Here is a 19,941-nt window from a genome sequence, read left to right as displayed (position 1 = left end):
ATTGATTTTTAGAAACAATAATGGGTGATGACTAAGTTTTACTCTGGTTATTAATCAATGAAATTTTGGTAAAAGTCGATATTGTATAGTTAAAAAAGAGGCTTAACGCCCAAATATAGGATGTTAAGCCAATTCTGTGAATCGAGAGAATGCAAAAATTAGGACTAATGAAAGTAATATATTAGACTTAATTCTTTTGATAGTTCGGAATTTTATTTCTTTCCTGTCATAAATTTAAAAGAGGTATTAATCTCTAAAATTATTAAACTGGAATGGCTGACCTAATTCTGCATTTTTTACCAGTTGGATCACTGCTTGCAAGTCATCACGAGATTTCCCCGTTACGCGAACCTGTTCCCCTTGAATTTGAGTTTGCACTTTGAGTTTGGATTCTTTGATCAACTTGGTAAGTTTTTTCGCCATATCCGTTTCGATACCTTGTTTCAGCTTAATTTCTTTGCTGAAGGTTTTACCACTGTGTTCATATTCTGTTGGAATATCCAATGATGCAGAATCAATGCCACGCTTAATGCAGGCGTTACGCAAAATATCCACTAACTGCTCCACTTGGAAATCGGATTCGCTCACTACTTTAATAGTTTCGTTTTTTTCGTTCAGTTCGATAGAAGACGGAACATTGCGGAAATCCCAGCGGTTTGATAAATCGCGGTTGGCATTTTCCACCGCATTGCGGACTTCGTGCGAATCCAGTTCGGAAACAATATCAAATGAAGGCATTTTTACTCCTCGTTTTTCATTATTCGGTCATTTGCACCTAAAATACATAAAAGTGCGGTTAAGTCGGCAAAGTTTATCACAATTTGTGCCTGTTGTTGTACTTTTGGCTTGGCGTGAAAGGCAACGCCTAAATTTGCTACCTTCATCATCGGCAAATCGTTTGCCCCGTCGCCAATAGCCACGGTGTTTTCCATTGGGATATGGTATTGTGAGGCGAGTTGTTCAAGTGTGCGGGCTTTATATTGTGCGTCCACCACTGCCCCTTTTACCTCGCCCGTTAAAATGCCATTCGCAATTTCAAATTGGTTTGACACGGCGGCATCAAGTGCGAGTTCATCTTTCAAATAGTCAGCGAAATAGGTGAAGCCCCCTGAAGCAATGGCAGTTCGCCAGCCGTATTTTTGCAAGGTTTTAAGGGTTTCTTTTAGCCCTGAGGTGAGGGGGAGGTTTTCTCTCACCTGTTGCAAAATCTGTTCTTTCGCCCCTTTTAAGGTGGCGACACGGCGGCGTAGGCTTTGTTCAAAATCTAACTCGCCACGCATTGCTTGCTCGGTGATTTGCGACACCATCTCCCCCGTGCCTGCTAATTTGGCAATTTCATCAATACATTCTATTTGAATCGCAGTGGAATCCATATCCATCACCAGCAAGCCCTTTTGTTGTAAGCGGGCGTGAAAATTCAAATACGCAATGTCCACCCCGAGTTGATGGGCATAGCTTTGCCATTGTGCGTCCCATTGCCCTTGTAATAACACAACGGTATTTTGCTGTTCATTCCAATAATCAAAAAGCATAAAATTTACACCGCACTTTTGTTGGAAGTTCATTAACGTGGCAAAATTCAGCTTGTCGCCATAAAGAATAAAATACGCCTGTGCCGTAGAACGCGGTAAATTTTGACGCAGCGGGCAAGGCAGGGTTGGAAATGGCTGTTGGAGCGAGTGGAGATTTTGTGTTTGCATAGGAAATCCTGTAAATTATCGTGATGTTAGATATTTTCGTGCGACGAACCGCAAAATAGCTTAAAATGCCGACTATTCTAGCCTATTTTATAAAAATTTGGGGAAAATAACTTGCCACTCATTAAAGAAAAAGCGTTAAAAATCACGATGCTGTTGGTGATCGTCGGATTCTGTGCGGGGATTGTCGGCGTGGTTTTCTTTGGCGTGCAACAATTTAAATGGGGTTCGCAGTTGGCGAGCATTAATCAAGTTACCAATTTATCCCATTTATTGGTTCGCCAACAAACCCATCTGTTTTCAATTTTGCTGATTAATAATGCGAAAGCTGAGCAATTAACAGAAAATTTGGATAAATTCACCAAAGAGGGCTTTATTGTTGATGCCTCTATTTATTCTAACAAAGGGGAATTGCTCGCCCAAAGTTCCAACCACGCCCTCAGCCATTTTCCTTCAAACAGCGAGGCGACGCCGAATAAGGATTATCAACAGGTGGTTGAGCCGATTTATTCTGCCAATGGCGTAGAGGGATTTTTACGCGTTACCTTTAACAGCAAATATCGCCAAACCACACAGCAGAAAATTAATCAGATTTTCAATCGGTTGTATGGCGAGCTGATCATTCTTTTTTTTACGGGCTTTTTGCTTGCGAGCAGCATGTATTATTTTATCAAGCATTATCGCCGTCATAAGCCACATAAATCCACAGTGCCAACGGTGGCACAAACGTCTCGCCCTGCGTCAAGATTAACCTATCACCGCCGCCGCAAAGGATTAAGAAAATAAAAAACCGCACCTTAAAAGTGCGGTTGGATTTTGAATCGTTTTTTAAATCTGAATTACGCTAATTTTTTGATTTGAGCAGATAATTTAGATTTGTGGTTCGCAGCTTTGTTTTTGTGGATTAAGCCTTTAGAAGCCATACGATCCACAACTTTTTGCATTTCGACAAAAGCGGCTTCAGCAACGGCTTTTTCACCTGCTGCTACGGCTGCGTAAACTTTTTTAATGTAAGTACGCATCATAGAGCGTTGGCTTGCATTGTGTTGGCGGCGTTTTTCAGATTGAACCGCACGTTTTTTAGCTGACTTGATATTAGCCAAGGTCAAACTCCTAAAAATTTCTGTTAGTTTATGGAATAAATAAAGGCGTAAACTATGCCTTTTCGTTCAATAATTGTCAATAAACAATTAGCAAAATTTAGCTTGATTACTCGGTGAGACACAACCGAAAGTCTGCATCGTTCGCGAAAAATGCGGCTTTCAAAATTAGCCCACCAAACGATGTGGGCGAGATTTTATCAGTTTTTTTGGCTAGAATATAGCTTAAAAACAAAATTTCTATACAATTAAGCCAAATTTTTCTTGATGAGAAAGCTATTTTGAGTAAACGATTATTAAAATCTGGCATTATCGTCAGTGTAATGACCTTAGTTTCCCGCGTCTTGGGGCTGGTACGAGATGTGATCATCGCCCAAATTATCGGGGCGGGTGTGGCAGCTGATGTGTTTTTATTCGCCAATCGCATTCCCAATTTTTTACGCCGTTTATTTGCCGAAGGGGCATTTTCTCAAGCCTTTGTGCCTGTGTTGGCGGAATACCAAAAAGCCGGCGATCTCAGCAAAACTCAGCAATTTATCAGCAAAGTGTCTGGCACTTTGGGAGGATTGGTTACCCTTGTTACCCTTTTTGCGATGGTCGGATCGCCTGTCGTTGCCGCTATTTTTGGCACGGGCTGGTTCATCGACTGGCTTAATGACGGGGTAAACGCGGAAAAATTCGAGCAGGCCTCGTTATTACTCAAAATTACCTTTCCCTACCTGTGGTTTATCACCTTTGTCGCCCTCTCAGGGGCGATTTTAAACACTTTGGGCAAGTTCGGCGTAATGGCGTTTTCCCCTGTGTTGCTCAATGTGGCGATGATTTGCACCGCACTTTTTCTTGCCCCTCATACCAGCAGCCCCGATCTCGCCTTGGCTATCGGGATTTTTATCGGCGGATTGCTACAATTTTTATTTCAACTGCCGTTCTTAAAAAAAGCAGGGCTTTTGGTGAAACCGCGATGGGCGTGGAATGATGAAGGGGTGAAGAAAATTCGTACGCTGATGATCCCCGCGTTATTCGGCGTTTCCGTGAGCCAAATCAATTTACTGCTTGATACCTTTATCGCCAGTTTCCTGATGACAGGCTCGATTAGCTGGCTGTATTATTCCGATCGCTTGCTCGAATTTCCTCTTGGGCTTTTTGGTATCGCCATTTCTACTGTGATCTTGCCAACCCTCGCCCGCCACCACGTTAATCGTTCGGATAATGCCGAACAAAGTGCGGTGGATTTTCGCAACACAATGGATTGGGGCGTGCGAATGATTTTGTTGCTCGGCGTGCCTGCGATGATCGGCATTGGCGTGTTGGCACAACCGATGTTGCTAGTGCTATTTATGCGAGGTCAATTCCTCTTTTCTGATGTGCAAGCCGCTTCCTATTCCCTGCTCGCCTTTAATGCGGGGCTGTTGAGCTTTATGCTGATTAAAATTCTCGCCAATGGTTACTATGCCCGCCAAGACACCAAAACCCCCGTGAAAATCGGCATTATCGCAATGGTGAGCAATATGGCATTTAACCTGCTTGCCATTCCCTTTAGTTATGTGGGTTTAGCCATTGCTTCTGCGATGTCTGCCACGCTGAACGCCTATTTGCTCTATCGTGGCTTGGCTCGGGCAAATATTTATCATTTTAGTAAACAAAGTGCGGTGTTTTTTGTCAAAGTTTTATTGGCAGGGCTGGCTATGGGCGGCGTAATTTGGCACTATTGCCCAAGTTTAGACCTTTGGCAACAAATGAGTTTTTTACAACGCGTTCATTGGCTCGCTTGGCTGATTGCCCTCGCCGCCCTGATTTATGTCGCAGCATTAGCTCTATTTGGTGTGCGTAAACGGCATTTATTGCATTCATAAAAAATGCGATCAAAACGCACTGCATTTACATTCATTTGAGCCTTGTGGCATAGTAGATTGAGCTAGAAATAAAGCCTAAGCTGAATAAATAACTTAGAAAAAATGATAAAATTATTACAACAAAAAAAACGCCATTTACGCATAGTATCTTGCCTAATGATGGGCTGTAGCATCATCAGTTTTAATGCTCAAGCCGAGCATCGCGTTGATTTAAAAGTCATCGGCGTGAAAGGGGTAAAAGCCATTGAAAACGTGGATATTTACACCAAAATGATCGACAGCGAAGAAGCTGACGGTTCAGATCGCTATCAATATTTAGTTAGCGAAGCCATCAAAAAAGCCTTAAGGGTTTATGGTTATTACAATATCAAAATTGATTTTTCCCTCCAGCCCGCGAAAGATGGCAAACGCCCTGTGCTGATTGCCGATGTGAATGCGGGCAAGCCCGTGTTGCTCGCGGGGTTTGATGTGCTAGTGTTAGGGCAAGGCAAAGACGATGAAGCCTTTCAAGTCTTAGAGAAAAAACTGCCGAAAATCGGCGATATGCTGTATCACTCAAAATATGACGATTACAAAAGTAGCCTGCAAACCATAGCCCTCGCACGGGGGTATTTTGATGCGGAATTTGAGGCTTCGCAGTTGTTAGTCAAGCCTTCCACCGATCAAGGCTGGTGGAAACTGATTTACAACACGGGGGATCGCTACCGCTTCGGACGGTTTACCTTTACTCGTTCGCAGATTCGCGAGGATTATTTACACAATATGATGGAGATCAAAGAGGGACAACCTTACTTGATCAATGATCTTTCCAGTTTCACCAATGATTACACCTCCACCAACTGGTTCAGCTCGGTATTAGTGCAACCTAACTTAGATGAAAAAAATAAAATCGTCAATGTTGATGTGCTACTCACGCCTCGCAAGAAAAACTCAATGGACATCGGGATCGGCTATTCCACCGATGTAGGGCCTCGCCTCCAATTCGGCTGGCTGAAGCCTTGGATCAATAGTCGTGGGCATAGCTTCAACCTTAATGTTTATGCGTCCTCTCCGAAGCAAACCATTGAAGCCACTTACAAAATGCCGCTGCTGAAAAATCCTTTACGCTATTATTATGAATTTTCTACGGGGTATGAACAGGAAAATAGCAACGACACCGAAACCTCCGCCGCGACCTTTGCCGCGTTACGCTATTGGAATCGCCCAACGGGTTGGCAACACGCACTGGGTTTGCGGGTGCGTTATGATTCCTTTATTCAAGCGGATCATTCCGATAAAACTTGGCTTGTCTATCCCACCGCCTCGGCAAGTCGTACAAGGCTGAAAGGTGGCGTGTTCCCAACCTGGGGCGATACTCAGCGTATCACGGTGGATTTTGGACGCAAAATCTGGCTGTCTGATGTGAATTTCTTGAAAGTGCAAGCCTCAACCGCGTGGATTCGCACCTTCGCTGACAACCATCGCTTTTTAGTTCGCGGAGAAATCGGTTGGCTCAAAACTAGCGACTTTGAACGCATTCCGCCCGCACTTCGCTTTTTCGCGGGGGGTGATCGCAGCGTGAGAGGCTACGGCTATAAAAAAATCTCGCCCAAAAATAGCGAAGGAAAATTGATCGGTGCGTCTAAATTGCTGACGGGCAGTGCGGAATATCAATATCAAGTGTACGAAGATTGGTGGCTCGCGACCTTTGCCGACACGGGGCTTGCAGCAGACAAATACAGCGTTGATGAACTGCGTTACGGAGCTGGCGTGGGCGTACGTTGGGCTTCCCCGATCGGGGCGATTAAATTTGACATCGCCACCCCCATTCGCGATAAAGACAACAGCAAAAATATTCAATTTTACATTGGATTAGGTTCAGAATTATAAAAAAGGCATATGGCTATGGCTCAAAACGAAGATCAAAAAACGCAAAATCATCGCACCGCACTTGAACAACCTCAAGCGTCCGCAGAGCAAAACGGCACGCCAACGCCTCCCGTAGTAAAAAAACGCCATTGGGGAAAATGTGTGCTGATGATAAGTGCGGTCATTTTTTTGCCTATTTTTTTCCTCATCGCCGCCTTAGCCACCCCGTTCGGGCAGCATAAGCTGATCCAGCTCGCGGATAAATTGATGGATAGCCTGAGCATTGAACGCACAGAGGGGGATTTGCAACAAGGGCTAGTGCTAACCAATCTCACCTATCAGCAACAAGGGGTGAAAACCCACCTCGCCCAAGCCCGCGTGCAACTGGATTTTCATTGCTTAATGCAAAAACAAGTTTGCCTGCGGGATCTCAGCCTGCAAGATCCGCAGATCGAGATCGATACTGCCCTGCTGCCGCCGTCAGAGGAAAAAAACGAACCCAGCACGCCAATGCACAAAATTGAGCTGCCGATTTCCGTTCAGGTGGATCAAGTGAATGTGCAAAATCTGCAAGTTAAGATCGATGAGAACCAAATAAATTTAGCCCGTTTTCACACCGCACTTAGTCTAAATAACGAACAAGGTTTTACCCTTGCCCCAACGCAGATCGATCAATTAATCGTTCAAATGCAAAATAGTTCCTCAACTAAAGCTGAAAACGAAGATACCAAATCAGCGAGCAATGAGGCGAAAAATTCCCCGATTGATTGGCAAGCGTTAGAGCAAAAACTCAGCCAGCCACTTTTAGCCGATCTACCAAAAATTGAGCTGCCTTTTGATTTCCACATTCAAAATATTGAAGGAACACAGTGGCAATATGTCAGCACTAATGGCGAACAAAAACAGCAAATTAACCTACCGCACTTACAACTCAAAGCGGACAGCAACGGCGATCGCGTTGAACTACAAACACTAAGCATTGAAAGCTCTGTGGGAACGCTTGAAGGGCAGGGGCAAATTCAACTGGCGGAGCAATTTCCGTTGAATGTCAAATTGCAAAGCCATATCGCCCAAATCGAGCAAGAAAAACAGCTTGTTTTACCAAAGACAGATTTAACCCTCAACCTTTCGGGGGAATTACGCGGCAAAACGCAGCTTGATGTACAAACCTCTGGCGGGATTAACGCCCATCTGAATGCCGAAGCTCAACTCAACGTGGAGAGAACCCCGCTGAACCTCAGCCTCAGCAGCCAAAATGTGCAGTATCCTTTTGATCTAAAAGAAAAAGATCCGCTGAAAATTAAGGATCTTTCCTTACAAGTTAGTGGGGATTTACTGGATTATCGCATTCAACTCAACGGCAATGCACAGGGTATGGGCGTGCCTCGCACCAAACTGACGAGCCTGATTAACGGGGGGCTTTCGCAAGCGACAATCTCCCAATTTCAACTGAAAACCTTGCAAGGGACGGCAAATTTACAAGGCAACATTAATTGGGCTGATGGCGTGCAATGGCAAAGTGGGCTGGATTTTGCTCAGCTCAATATCAGGCCTTATTTGCCGACAATGCCCGCTGTGCTATCGGGAAAACTCGCGACACAAGGCGAGATCAAAGGGCAAAAATGGCAAATGCAGGTGGCTGATTTAGCCATAAACGGCACACTTTCACGACAACCGCTCAGTTTGGTGGGCGAACTCAACGCCAGTAATGACAGCCTATTAACCATTCCTAATTTAGTACTGGATTATGGCAAAAACCACATCGCTGTAAAGGGCAATGTGGGGAAGCAATCCGACTTAGCACTCAATATCCAAGCTCCTGATTTAAAAGGTTTATTGCCTGATTTATCCGCCAGTTTAGCGGGCTATGCTAATCTCAAAGGGGATATTCACTCGCCGAATATCGACGTGGATTTAACAGGAAGCCGTATCCACTTTCAACAACTGCAACTTAACCAATTTAGCCTGAAAGGCCGTATCAGTGCGGATCAAGTGATTCAAGGAAGTCTTGAGATGGATATAAACGGCTTGCATTATGACAGTGTTGCCCTCAATCAAGCCAACTTGAGTTTGAAAGGCGATGAGAAAAATCATAGCTTGCAACTCCAATCGCAAGGCAAACCTGTAGCGGCGAATTTAAAAATCACAGGAAATTTTGACCGCACTTCACAAGTTTGGAAAGGCGTGCTAAGTGGCGTGGATATTCAATCCCCTATCGGAAAATGGCAAACCAATCAGGCGGTGAATATCGCTTACAACCAACAAAAAATCGAAGCCAACATTGCTTCCCATTGTTGGCTGAATAGCGACATTGAGCTTTGCTTCCCTACGGCATTTACTGCTGGAAAATCGGGAGAATTGCCGTTCCAATTACGCAAGTTAGATCTTAATTTAGTGAATAAACTGCTGGAAAAAGAACAATTTAAAGGCATTTTACAAAGTAACGGAAAAGTGGAATGGGCGACTAATCAGCCACTTAAATTAAATGTTGAACTGACGGGCAATCATTTAGAAATGGCGGAGAAACTGGACTACCGCACCTTTAGACTGCCGATTTCCAATTTAACCGTCAAAGCCCAAATGGCGAACGATCAATTACATTTAGATAGCCAAGTGGATCTGGCGGATAACGGGCGTTTAAATACACAACTTAGCATACAAGATTTAGCTAAATCACGCACGTTAGGCGGCACGATCAGCGTTCAGCATCTGAATTTAAAACTGGCAAATCAGCTACTTTCGAGCGGTGAGAAAGTCAATGGTGAAATTATGGCAAATCTCACCCTTGGCGGAAATCTGAATAATCCGCTATTGCACGGGAATTTTGATGTTAATCAAATCAGTGCTATCACCAAAACCCTGCCTTTTGAAATTAAACAAGGGAACTTGGCACTGCGTTTTATGGGTAATCACTCCACCTTGCAAGGAGCATTGCAAACCCCAGATAGCCGTTTAGATCTAAGCGGTGATGCCAATTGGCGGGACATCGAACATTGGAACACGCATTTAATCGCCAAAGCCGATCGCTTCAGCGTAAATATCCCTGCAATGGCTAAATTAAAAGTCAGCCCAAATGTAGCACTTTCTGCCAGCCCGAAATTGTTGGATATTTCTGGCACGGTAGATATTCCTTGGGCAAGAATTGCCATTGAAGGGTTACCCGACAGTGCGGTCGCCGTAAGCAGCGATGAAGTGATTTTAGACGGGCCAGACAAAACCAAAATCACCCCGCTCACACAAGGGCAAATCAAAGCACAAACCCAAAGCGGTATGCAAATTCGTTCCGATTTGAAGATCATCATCGGCAAAGAAGTAACACTGAAAGCCTATGGCTTAAAATCTAGTCTTAATGGTACGCTTTCAGTACAACAAGATAATGGTAATCTCGGATTATACGGACAAATTTATCTGCAAAATGGACGTTACGCTGCTTATGGGCAAGATTTATTTATTCGTAAAGGACAAATTAGCTTCTCGGGTTTACCTTCGCAGCCTATGCTAAATATTGAGGCGATTCGTAATCTAGCTACTATGGAAAATAGTAATGTTACCGCTGGGGTTAAAGTTATTGGACTGGCAAGTTCACCTGAAATTACTGTGTTTTCTGATCCAGCATCCTCACAAGATGAAGCCCTTTCTTATTTACTGACAGGGCGTTCTTTAGAAAACAGTGGCGAAGCGGGAACCGGCGGTTCGATCGGAGCAGCCTTACTCGGAATGGGCTTAGCCAAAAGCGGTAAATTAGTCGGCGGTATTGGCGAAGCCTTTGGTGTTCAAGACCTTAGCTTAGGCACGCAAGGGGTGGGCGACAGCTCAAAAGTTACCGTGAGCGGCAATATTACTCCTCGTTTACAACTCAAATATGGGGTAGGATTATTTGACGGGTTGGCAGAATTTACCGTGCGGTATAAATTACTGCCGCAACTTTATTTACAGTCTGTTTCTGGCGTAAGCCAAGCAGTGGATCTTCTTTATCATTTTGATTTCTAAGGCAATAAGGGCAATGTATGAATAACGAAAACCTTTTAAGCAAAGCGTCGGATTATGTCCATCAGCGTGGCGAAGTGAAAGAAATTGCTGCCATTGATTTAGGCTCGAACAGCTTTCATATGATTGTCGCCCGTATTATCAACGGCTCAATTCAAGTGCTTTCTCGCCTCAAACAGAAAGTTCAGCTCGCCGAAGGGCTTGATGAAAACAATCGCCTCAGCCAAGAGGCAATTCAACGAGGGGTAAATTGCCTTGCTCTTTTTGCTGAACGCTTACAAGGTTTCAAGGCGGAAAATGTAAATGTGGTCGGCACATTCACCCTCCGAACTGCCGTCAATAATGACGAATTTTTACGCCAAGCCGCCCAAGTTTTCCCCTATTCTATCAATATTATTAGTGGGCAAACGGAAGCCAAAACCATTTACGCAGGCGTTTCGCATACTCAGCCTGAAATCGGACGGAAATTTGTGGTGGACATCGGCGGCGGCTCAACAGAAATGATCATCGGTGAAGATTTCCACCCGCTCATCGCCGAAAGTCGCCATATGGGCTGCGTGAGCTTTGCGAAAAAATTCTTTCCCAATGGCGACATTTCTGCCGAAAATTTTCAGCGGGCAAAACAAAGTGCGGTCAATAAAATTGAAGATTTAGCTTTTGAATACCGCAAATTGGGCTGGCAATCAGTACTTGGCTCATCTGGCACGATCAAAACTGTTTACCAAGTGATTGCCGCTAATCTCGATCCAAATGGCATTATCACTCCATCGCGTTTAGCACAGCTTAGCAAAAAAGTGTTATCGGTTCAGCATTTTGATGATCTGCATTTAGACGGGCTAAATGAAGATCGTGCCGATGTGTTCGTGCCAGGGCTTGCTATTTTAACTGCCGTGTTTGAGGTTTTCGGCATTGAAGAAATGCGATATTCTGACGGAGCATTGCGTGAAGGTGTGATGTACAGTCTTGAAAAAACTTTTCAAATGAGCAATATTCGCTTACGCACTGCTCTTGCCCTCACCGAACAATTTAATTTAGATATTGAACAGTCGGAACGTGTTTATAAAAGCGTCAAATTGCTTACTACACAATACAGGATTTGGAAAAATCCAAAGTTACAGGAAGAAATATGTGATATTTTGTTTTGGGCTGCTCGACTGCACGAAGTAGGCCTTGTAATCAACCACAAAGGTGTGCAAAAACATTCGGCATATATTTTACAAAATATGGAATTACCGGGTTTTGATAAAGAGCAGCAACGCCTGCTTGCTACTTTAGTTCGCTATCAAATTAATAATATTAAGCTCTCTGATTTGGCTAAATTTTCCCGCTATAATGTACAGGATATCCTCGCCCTAATCCGTCTGCTTCGTTTAGCGATTTTGCTCAATAAATCTCGCCAAGCTAGTGTAATTAGCGAAAAAATAACCCTAAAAACCGACCGCACTTCAACTGAGTGGACATTGCAATTTGAGGACAATTATCTAAATGAAAATCCCCTTATACGAAATGATCTTATTACAGAACATCATCGGCTTAAAGAATTAGGGTTAGTGCTCTATTTTGAATAACACATAAAAAACGTATTTAATCTAAGATTAAATACGTTTTCACTTATTAGGATTGGTTAAACCAAAATAAGATTTTGCTCCAAAGACAATATAATTTGAAAGGTGATAAGAATCGCATATTCTTTCGAAATTAATCTGATTTTTTTGGCAAATGAATGTTCATTTGTGGGAATGGGATTTCGATACCTGCTTCGTCAAAGGCGAGTTTGACTTTTTCTGTAACATCAAAATGCACCGCCCAGTAATCAGACGTATTCACCCAAGGACGAACCACAAGTTGTACGCTATTTGCTGCTAAAGCTCCAACGGCAATCGTTGGAGTCGGTTCTTTTAAGATGCGGGAATCTTGATCCAAAATATTTGCTACAATGCTTTTCGCTTGTTCAATATTGGATTTATAGTCAATATCAAAAATAAAATCGATACGCCGTGTAGCGTTGCTGGAGTAATTTGTGATGCTGTTGCCAAACACTTTGCCGTTCGGGATTAAGATGGTTTTGTTATCGCCTGTGCGTAATTCCAAAAATAGGATCCCGATTTTCTCTACTTTTCCTACTGTACCGCTAGATTCGATCACATCGCCTTTCTTAAAGGGTTTGAAAAGCAAAATCATCACACCTGCGGCAAAATTTTGCAGTGAGTTTTGCAATGCTAAGCCAACGGCTAAGCCAGCCGCACCAATTAATGCCACAAGGGAAGAAGTATTAATGCCGAGTTGGGAAAGGGCAGCAATAATCACCATTAAGAGGAATAAAAAATAGCTGATTGAAGAAACAAAACTTTGCAACATTTCATCTTTACTTGAATGTAGCACCGCTTTACCCAGTAATCGGCTCAAGAGGCGGGCGATGCTTTTGCCGATGACATAAATGGCGATGGCAAGTAACAATTTTATGCCATAGGGTATGAGATATTGTTGTAATAGTTGCGAAAACTCCATTGAATGCACTTTGTCGATTAATTCGGAAGTTTGTGCCGGAAGATTGATGTTTTGCTCTGTGGTGGTTACTTCTGTTGTCATAAATTACCTTTAGCATTAGGGTTGAAAAAACAGCGATAAAATGCACCGCACTTTATTGCTCTCTACTTTTGCTTAGTCAAAAAACCTTGTTAGAGGTTCATTTTGCGTTGTCTTTTTTCTTTGGACGTTGCCAGCCTTGAATGTGGCGTTGTGGCACGCGTGAAATCACCAGTTCATCTTGTGCGATGTTTTTGGTTACCGTTGTGCCTGCCGCAATAGTCGCACCATTTGCAATCTTCACAGGGGCAACGAGTTGGCTGTCTGAGCCGACAAACACGTCATCGCCAATAATAGTTTTAAATTTGTTCGCACCGTCATAATTACAGGTGATCACTCCCGCACCAATATTACAATTTGAGCCAATTTCGCTATCGCCCACATAGCTGAGGTGGTTCACTTTCGAGCCTTTGCCGATGTGTGATTTCTTCACTTCAACGAAGTTGCCGATATGGGTTTGCGCGGCAAGTTCTGTACCTGGGCGAAGGCGGGCAAAAGGCCCAATTTTCGCTTCTTCGCCAATCACGGCATCTTCAAATACAGAATAAGGTTTGATTTCCACATCATCACCAATTACGCAATCTTTGATAATGCAACCTGCACCAATTTTAACCCGATCGCCCAGCTTCACGTTGCCCTCGATAATCACATTCACATCAATCTCTACTTCTTTACCGTGAAGGATTTCGCCACGCAAATCAAAGCGATTGGGATCACGCAAACTCACGCCCGCAAGCAATAATTTTTCCGCTTGTTTACGCTGATAATAACGCTCAAGCTCCGCCAGTTGTAAGCGGTTATTCGTGCCCTCCACTTCCATAATGTCGCTCGCTGGTACAGCGGCAACTTGGCAGCCGTCTTGGTTTGCGAACTTGATCACATCGGTCATATAATATTCGCCTTGTGCGTTGTTGTTATCCAACTTAGCCAACCATTTTTTAAAGCTCGCCCCGCTAGATACCATCACGCCCGTGTTCACTTCTTGAATGGCGAGCTGTTCGGGGCTGGCATCTTTTTGTTCCACAATCGCCACCACGTTGCCGTCTTGGCGGATAATTCGCCCGTAGCCTGTTGGGTCGTCCAAATGAGCGGTTAATAACGCAATGCCGTTTTCAGGCTTCGCCGCAATCAGTTTTTGCAAGGTTTCCGCCGTGATAAGCGGGGCATCGCCATAGAGCATTACGATATTTTCATCGTCCGCAAAGAACGGTACGGCTTGTTGCATTGCGTGTCCCGTGCCGAGCTGTTCCGCCTGTAGCACCCAATTTACAGGCTCATCAGCCAAGCGTTGCTGTAACAATTCCGCCCCGTGTCCATAAATTAAATGAATATTATCGGCATTGAGCTGTTTTGCTGTATCAATAACGTGCTTCACCATTGGCTTTCCTGCGATGTTATGCAGCACCTTTGGCAAATCTGAATACATTCTTGTGCCTTTACCCGCAGCTAAAATCACCACGCTGAGTTTGTTCATAAAAATTCCTTTGTATTTTAAAGATAAAAATCTCGGCTATTTTATAATAGAATAGTCGCAATTCAAATTTTCAACGGCAATCCTATGCAATCTCAATATTATCTTGGCGTGATGTCTGGCACCAGCCTTGACGGCGTGGATCTCGCGTTAATGGATCTTTCGCTCCAACCTGCCCAGCTAGTGGCAACGGATTTTGTGCCAATGCCACAAAATTTGCGTGAAAATCTCACCGCACTTATCCATTCAGGGCAAGGTACGTTACAACAAATTGGCGAATTGGATCAGCAACTCGGCTTGCTGTATGCAGACAGCATCAACCAATTTTTAACCAAGCATTCCCTTTCTTCCACACAAATTCAAGCGGTGGGCTGCCACGGGCAAACCATTTGGCACGCACCGCAGGGGCAATTTCCGTTCACTTGGCAGATTGGTGACGCCAATGTGATCGCTACCAAAACGAGAATTACCACCATCGCCGATTTTCGCCGTAAAGATATGGCTTATGGCGGACAGGGTGCACCGCTCGTTCCTGCCTTTCATCAAGGTATTTTTGCTAATCCTACGCGGATCACCGTGATACTGAATATCGGCGGGATCAGCAATATTTCCGTACTCGCCCCAAACCAGCCTGTGATTGGTTATGATACGGGCGTAGGCAATGCTTTAATGGACAGCTGGATCGCCAAACATCAGGGGAAAAGCTATGATAAAAATGGCGAATGGGCGAAAACGGGGCAAAGCAATCCTGCATTATTGCAAGATTTGTTGGCAGATCCTTATTTTTCCTTGCCAGCCCCCAAAAGCACTGGGCGAGAGTTATTTAACTTGGCGTGGCTAGAAAAAATTCTGCAAAAACACACCGCACTTCTCCCCCAAGATGTGCAAGCAACGCTGGCAGAATTTACCGCACAATGCACCGCACGCGAACTCACAGGAGTCGCTCAATCTGACTTACCGCGTCTTTTGTTGGTCTGTGGCGGCGGGGCGAAAAATCCTGTGATAATGGCACATTTACAACGCTTGCTCCCCGAATGGCAACTCGCCACCACCACGGATTACGGTTTGGACGCGGATTATTTAGAAGCCGCCGCCTTCGCGTGGCTAGCTTATCGCCGAATGGAAAATCTTCCCTCCAATGAACCAAGCGTAACAGGAGCGAGCCGTGCGGTGAGTTTAGGGGGGATTTATCCTAAGGATTAATAAATTAAAGTAAAAAACTTGACAGTCAATGTAACACCTTGTTTTATAAGGTCATCTATCGAGTAGATGAACCTCTCGGTCGCAAATATTTTTATATTACGCCAAAATAATCTGAGGTTGGTAAGCAAATTAATTTTTGAATTCCACAAAAATATTTCTTATTCGAACCAAATTAATGATGCCATTCTTCCTGTTTGTTTATCTCGTCTAAAAGAAAAGAAATTTTCCCGTTCTAAATAGGTGCAATGCTCGCCACCGCTAATTTGCGAAATGCCTAATTTATTAAGACGTAATCGGGCGATGTGATAAAGATCCGCAAGGTATTTGCCTTGCTCGCTAGGATCTGGCATAAAGGCTTGCGCGGCATTGGGATCTTGTGCGATAAATTGTTGGCGGACATCTTCTCCTACTTGAAAAGAACGCGGCCCAATAGCTGGTCCAAACCACGCGATAATCTCTTGTGGTTGAGCTTGGAATTGTTGTATCGTTTGTTCTAATATGCCATTGCATAAACCTCGCCAACCGGCGTGAGCGGCGGCGACTTCATTGCCTTGCTGGGAGGTAAAGAGGACGGGCAGGCAATCTGCGGTCATGACAAGGCAAACTTGGTTCGGTTGGTTGGTGTAAACCGCATCGGCATCTACATTGTTGCCCTCATAAGGCAGACGAATTACTCTTGTGCTGTGGGTTTGATTGAGGAAGATTGGGAATTGAGGCAGGTGAAATCGTTCCACTAATAAAGTGCGGTTATTTTTGACCGCACTTTTTTCATCGCCAACGTGGTCGCCAAGGTTGAAGCTGTCATAAGGCGGCAGGCTTACACCGCCTTGCCTTGTGGTGGTGAAAGCGTGAATAGTTTTCGCGACTGTCCAATTAGGTTTGATGGCATCCATTTTAATAATCTAATTCGTCTTTGTGTGCGAGGTAATCTGCTTTTAAGGCATTGACTAAGCCGACAAAATCCGCTGGCAGCGGTGCGTACCATTCCATTAATTCGCCCGTAATGGGGTGGGCGAGGCGGAGCATTATGGCGTGCAAGGCTTGGCGTTTGAAATCACGCAAGGTGGTGAGTAATTCTTCACTGGCGTTTTTCGGTGGGCGAGGGCGTCCGCCGTAGGTTTGATCGCCTAATAATGGGTGGGCGATATGTGCCATATGTACGCGGATTTGATGCGTTCTGCCCGTTTCCAAGCGAAGGCGTAAGCGGGTGTAATTGCGGAAGCGTTCCATTACGCGATAGTGGGTTGTGGCAAGCTTACCCATTGGGTGAACCGCCATATGAGTACGCTTGGTTGGGTGGCGCGCCATGGGTTCGTCCACGGTGCCACCTTGCGTCATAATGCCGTAAGCAATAGCTTCGTATTCACGGGTGATTTTGCGTTTTTGCAGATCTCGCACTAATTTAGTCTGCGCCGGAATGGTTTTTGCCACCACCATTAAACCTGTGGTGTCTTTGTCTAAGCGGTGAACAATGCCCGCACGTGGCACTTCGCCAATGGGCGGATAATGATAAAGCAAGGCATTTAATACTGTGCCATTCGGGTTGCCCGCACCGGGGTGAACCACCATATCTTTTGGCTTGTTGATAACGATAATATCATCATCTTCATAGACAATATTGAGCGGAATATTTTCTGGCTCAAAACGGCTTTCATCTTCCACATCAACAGTGATAGAAATTTGCTCGCCGCCGTACACTTTGCTTCTTGGCACATTCACGATCTCGCCATTGACCTGAACGAGATTGTCTTCAATCCAAGTTTTTAGGCGGGAGCGTGAGTAGTCAGGGAACATTTCTGCTAAACTTTGGTCTAAACGTTGTCCCATTTGGCTTGGCTGCACTTCAGCCGATAAAGTAATTTGTGCCATAAATAAAATCCGTGAATAATTTGCTTATTTAGCAATGTGCTATAAAATACGGAATATTGTAACTTATTTATTATTGCTCGTAAAAAAAGGATTCATCAATGCGTAAATTAACGTCTTTTACACTGGTTGCTCTCGTTGCGTTAGCCGTAAGTGCTTGCTCTAGTTCAGGAAAAGAGATAGAACAAGGCTCAGAACAAGAACTTTACACAAAAGGGCAGAGTTATTTGCAAAATGGCGATTATTCTCAAGCTGTACGCTATTTAGAAGCGGTGAAAAATCGTTTTCCTGCAATGAGTTACAGTGAACAAACACAGTTAGGCTTGATTTACGCCTATTATAAATCTCAAGAATATACAAAAGCGTTATCAGCAGCTGAAGCTTTTTTACAGCGATATCCTAATAGCCCAAATGTGGATTATGTTGTTTATATGGCAGGATTAACGAATTTCGCTTCAGGTGATAATTTCTTGCAAGATTTTTTTGGTATAGATCGTGCAACAAGAGATGCAGCAGCGATGAAAGCAGCGTTTGCAAATTTTCGGACGCTTGTGCAATATTTTCCTAATAGTGTTTATGCACAAGATTCTTTAGCTAGAATGGCTTATATTAAAGCTGCTTTAGCTCGTCACGAATTAGCTATTGCAAAATTTTATATGAAACGTAATGCTTACGTTGCGGTAGCAAATCGTGTAGCAGATATGCTTCGTCAATATCCAGATACCCAAGCTACTCTTGAAGCATTGCCTTTGATGAAATATGCTTATGAGAAAATGAACTTAGTTGAATTAGCTAAACAAACGGAAACATTGATTCAGGCAAATAAAGGGAAAGTATTTGAAAAAGTAAGCTTGCCACCATCTTCTGGGTTAGAAAATCTTATTAAATAAGCAATAATAAAAAGTGCGGTATTTTGATCTGCACCCCAAAAGTTGGACTAAATAACCAACTGATTAAGGTGCAGATTTTTTATGACTAAATATACTCAACGTTTCAAACAACAAGTGCTCGACTTTTATCATCAAAATGGAAAAAACCGTTCGCTTACTCGCCAGTATTTTCAGCTTCCCCAAAGAACGTTAGCACGTTGGATTGCGAAATTTAATCATAATGGAATCAATGGATTAGCTGTATTAGGTAAAAAACGATGTTATTCTGTTGAGTTTAAATTAAAGGTTATTCAAGCTATCAAAAAAGGCCAGTGCTCCGCTGAAGCCGCCTGCTTTCGCTTTGATATCCCCAGTTCAGGGATAATTAGTCAATGGTTGCAACGCTTTGAAAAACAAGGTATAGATGGGTTATTACTCAAACCTAAAGGTCGTCCAAGTATGAAACTCAACTCACCTAAAATGCCACCAACGCCCAAAACAGAAGAAGAACGCTTGCGTTACCGAATTTTGGAATTAGAAGCGGAGAATGCAATGCTAAAAAAGTTGCAGGAACTCAACCAACAAAAAATGCAGAAAAAGCCGTCATCGTAAATGCCTTACGCTCGCGTTTCCCGTTGGAATTGTTACTCAGGCTAATCGGATTGGCACGCAGTTCGTTCTTTTATCATCTCAAGCCAAAGTCGGATAAAAATGTAGCGATTTCACAGAAAATAGAGGAAATTTATCGCAAAAATGACGAAAATTATGGTTATCGTCGAATTACCTTGGAATTAAGGAAATACTTGATTATCAACCACAAAAGGGGGCAAGCGATAATGCAACGTTTGGGGTTAAAAGGAAAAAGTAAGCAGAAAAAATATCGTTCTTACCAAGGCAAAGTGGGACACATTGCCGATAATCTGTTGCAACGGGATTTTACGGCAACGATGCCGAATGAGAAGTGGGTAACGGATATCACCGAGTTCAAATGTGCGGAAGGCAAAGTGTATTTATCGCCGATTAAAGACTTGTTTAATAACGAAATTATTGCTTATGATGTGGCGAGAAGTCCGAATTTTGAGCAGATAACCAGAATGTTGACCCAGGCGGTGAACCGATTAGCGGGGGAAAAACCGATACTGCATTCCGACCAAGGGTGGCAGTATCAAATGATGGGTTATCGGGAGATATTGAAAAAACACGGTATTACGCAAAGTATGTCGAGAAAAGGCAATTGCCTTGATAATGGTGCGATGGAAAGCTTTTTCGGGCGATTGAAGACGGAATGTTACTTTGGCAAGCGGTTTGAAACCTTTGAACAGCTTGAAAAAGTGATTCACGAGTACATTCATTACTACAACAATGAGCGTATTCAAGTGAAGCTCAAAGGACTAAGCCCTGTGGAATACAGAACTCAGTCCTTGAATGAAATTAGAAGGGACTGTCCTAGATAACAACTAA

15 protein-coding genes are annotated in these 19,941 nt (G+C 43.7%); 8 read left to right on the top strand and 7 right to left on the bottom strand.

The window, feature by feature from the left end; genetic code table 11:
• Positions 1 to 246 precede the first annotated feature (246 nt).
• Positions 247 to 738: a YajQ family cyclic di-GMP-binding protein gene (locus DXZ23_RS03850; protein ID WP_017805399.1), complete on the bottom strand. Its 492-nt coding sequence runs from the start codon at positions 736 to 738 to the stop codon at positions 247 to 249.
• 2 nt (positions 739 to 740) lie between these two features.
• Complete coding sequence (gene serB, locus DXZ23_RS03845; protein WP_017805400.1) at positions 741 to 1,700, bottom strand: phosphoserine phosphatase; 960 nt, start codon at positions 1,698 to 1,700, stop codon at positions 741 to 743.
• A 111-nt stretch (positions 1,701 to 1,811) separates the two neighbouring features.
• Between serB and DXZ23_RS03840 the strand changes: the two genes are divergently transcribed.
• Positions 1,812 to 2,483, top strand: coding sequence for a YtjB family periplasmic protein (locus tag DXZ23_RS03840; protein WP_017805401.1), 672 nt, complete (start codon positions 1,812 to 1,814; stop codon positions 2,481 to 2,483).
• 53 nt (positions 2,484 to 2,536) lie between these two features.
• Here DXZ23_RS03840 and rpsT read toward each other — a convergent pair whose 3' ends face one another.
• Positions 2,537 to 2,800 (bottom strand): 30S ribosomal protein S20, encoded by a 264-nt coding sequence (gene rpsT, locus DXZ23_RS03835; protein WP_017805402.1) that lies wholly within the window; start codon positions 2,798 to 2,800, stop codon positions 2,537 to 2,539.
• A 278-nt stretch (positions 2,801 to 3,078) separates the two neighbouring features.
• Between rpsT and murJ the strand changes: the two genes are divergently transcribed.
• The 4 genes from murJ to ppx all read left to right on the top strand — a co-directional run bounded on the left by murJ (position 3,079) and on the right by ppx (position 12,053).
• Positions 3,079 to 4,650, top strand: coding sequence for a murein biosynthesis integral membrane protein MurJ (gene murJ / locus DXZ23_RS03825; RefSeq protein ID WP_017805403.1), 1,572 nt, complete (start codon positions 3,079 to 3,081; stop codon positions 4,648 to 4,650).
• A gap of 156 nt (positions 4,651 to 4,806) precedes the next feature.
• On the top strand, positions 4,807 to 6,519 hold the full coding sequence (tamA, locus tag DXZ23_RS03820; RefSeq protein ID WP_242510703.1) for an autotransporter assembly complex protein TamA: 1,713 nt from the start codon (positions 4,807 to 4,809) through the stop codon (positions 6,517 to 6,519).
• A 15-nt stretch (positions 6,520 to 6,534) separates the two neighbouring features.
• On the top strand, positions 6,535 to 10,488 hold the full coding sequence (tamB, locus tag DXZ23_RS03815; protein ID WP_017805405.1) for an autotransporter assembly complex protein TamB: 3,954 nt from the start codon (positions 6,535 to 6,537) through the stop codon (positions 10,486 to 10,488).
• 17 nt (positions 10,489 to 10,505) lie between these two features.
• On the top strand, positions 10,506 to 12,053 hold the full coding sequence (ppx, locus tag DXZ23_RS03810; protein ID WP_017805406.1) for an exopolyphosphatase: 1,548 nt from the start codon (positions 10,506 to 10,508) through the stop codon (positions 12,051 to 12,053).
• 130 nt (positions 12,054 to 12,183) lie between these two features.
• Here the strand turns inward: ppx and DXZ23_RS03805 are convergent, their stop codons facing one another.
• Together DXZ23_RS03805 and glmU are read right to left on the bottom strand one after the other, a co-directional pair.
• Entirely contained in the window at positions 12,184 to 13,074 is an 891-nt protein-coding gene (locus tag DXZ23_RS03805; protein ID WP_017805407.1) for a mechanosensitive ion channel family protein, read from the bottom strand.
• A 97-nt stretch (positions 13,075 to 13,171) separates the two neighbouring features.
• Positions 13,172 to 14,545 (bottom strand): bifunctional UDP-N-acetylglucosamine diphosphorylase/glucosamine-1-phosphate N-acetyltransferase GlmU, encoded by a 1,374-nt coding sequence (gene glmU, locus DXZ23_RS03800; protein ID WP_017805408.1) that lies wholly within the window; start codon positions 14,543 to 14,545, stop codon positions 13,172 to 13,174.
• 84 nt (positions 14,546 to 14,629) lie between these two features.
• Here glmU and DXZ23_RS03795 point away from each other — a divergent pair, with 84 nt between their 5' ends.
• Entirely contained in the window at positions 14,630 to 15,745 is a 1,116-nt protein-coding gene (locus DXZ23_RS03795; RefSeq protein WP_021724797.1) for an anhydro-N-acetylmuramic acid kinase, read from the top strand.
• A 158-nt stretch (positions 15,746 to 15,903) separates the two neighbouring features.
• Here the strand turns inward: DXZ23_RS03795 and pgeF are convergent, their stop codons facing one another.
• Complete coding sequence (gene pgeF / locus DXZ23_RS03790; protein ID WP_017805409.1) at positions 15,904 to 16,638, bottom strand: peptidoglycan editing factor PgeF; 735 nt, start codon at positions 16,636 to 16,638, stop codon at positions 15,904 to 15,906.
• Between the two features lies 1 nt (position 16,639).
• Positions 16,640 to 17,614, bottom strand: a complete 975-nt coding sequence (rluD, locus tag DXZ23_RS03785; protein ID WP_017805410.1) for a 23S rRNA pseudouridine(1911/1915/1917) synthase RluD — start codon at positions 17,612 to 17,614, stop codon at positions 16,640 to 16,642.
• Between the two features lie 98 nt (positions 17,615 to 17,712).
• Between rluD and DXZ23_RS03780 the strand changes: the two genes are divergently transcribed.
• A complete protein-coding gene (locus DXZ23_RS03780; RefSeq protein ID WP_021724796.1) occupies positions 17,713 to 18,501 on the top strand; it encodes an outer membrane protein assembly factor BamD in 789 nt (262 codons plus the stop codon).
• 81 nt (positions 18,502 to 18,582) lie between these two features.
• Positions 18,583 to 19,934 (top strand): IS3 family transposase gene (locus DXZ23_RS03775; RefSeq protein WP_114995414.1). Its coding sequence is split into 2 segments (ribosomal slippage): positions 18,583 to 19,033 and positions 19,033 to 19,934, totalling 1,353 coding nucleotides; the frame shifts between segments, so codons are not numbered across the junction.
• Positions 19,935 to 19,941 lie beyond the last annotated feature (7 nt).

It is taken from the genome of Avibacterium paragallinarum (assembly GCF_900450705.1).
Classification (GTDB): Bacteria; Pseudomonadota; Gammaproteobacteria; order Enterobacterales; family Pasteurellaceae; genus Avibacterium; species Avibacterium paragallinarum.
This window is presented reverse-complemented; position numbering and strand designations above follow the sequence as displayed.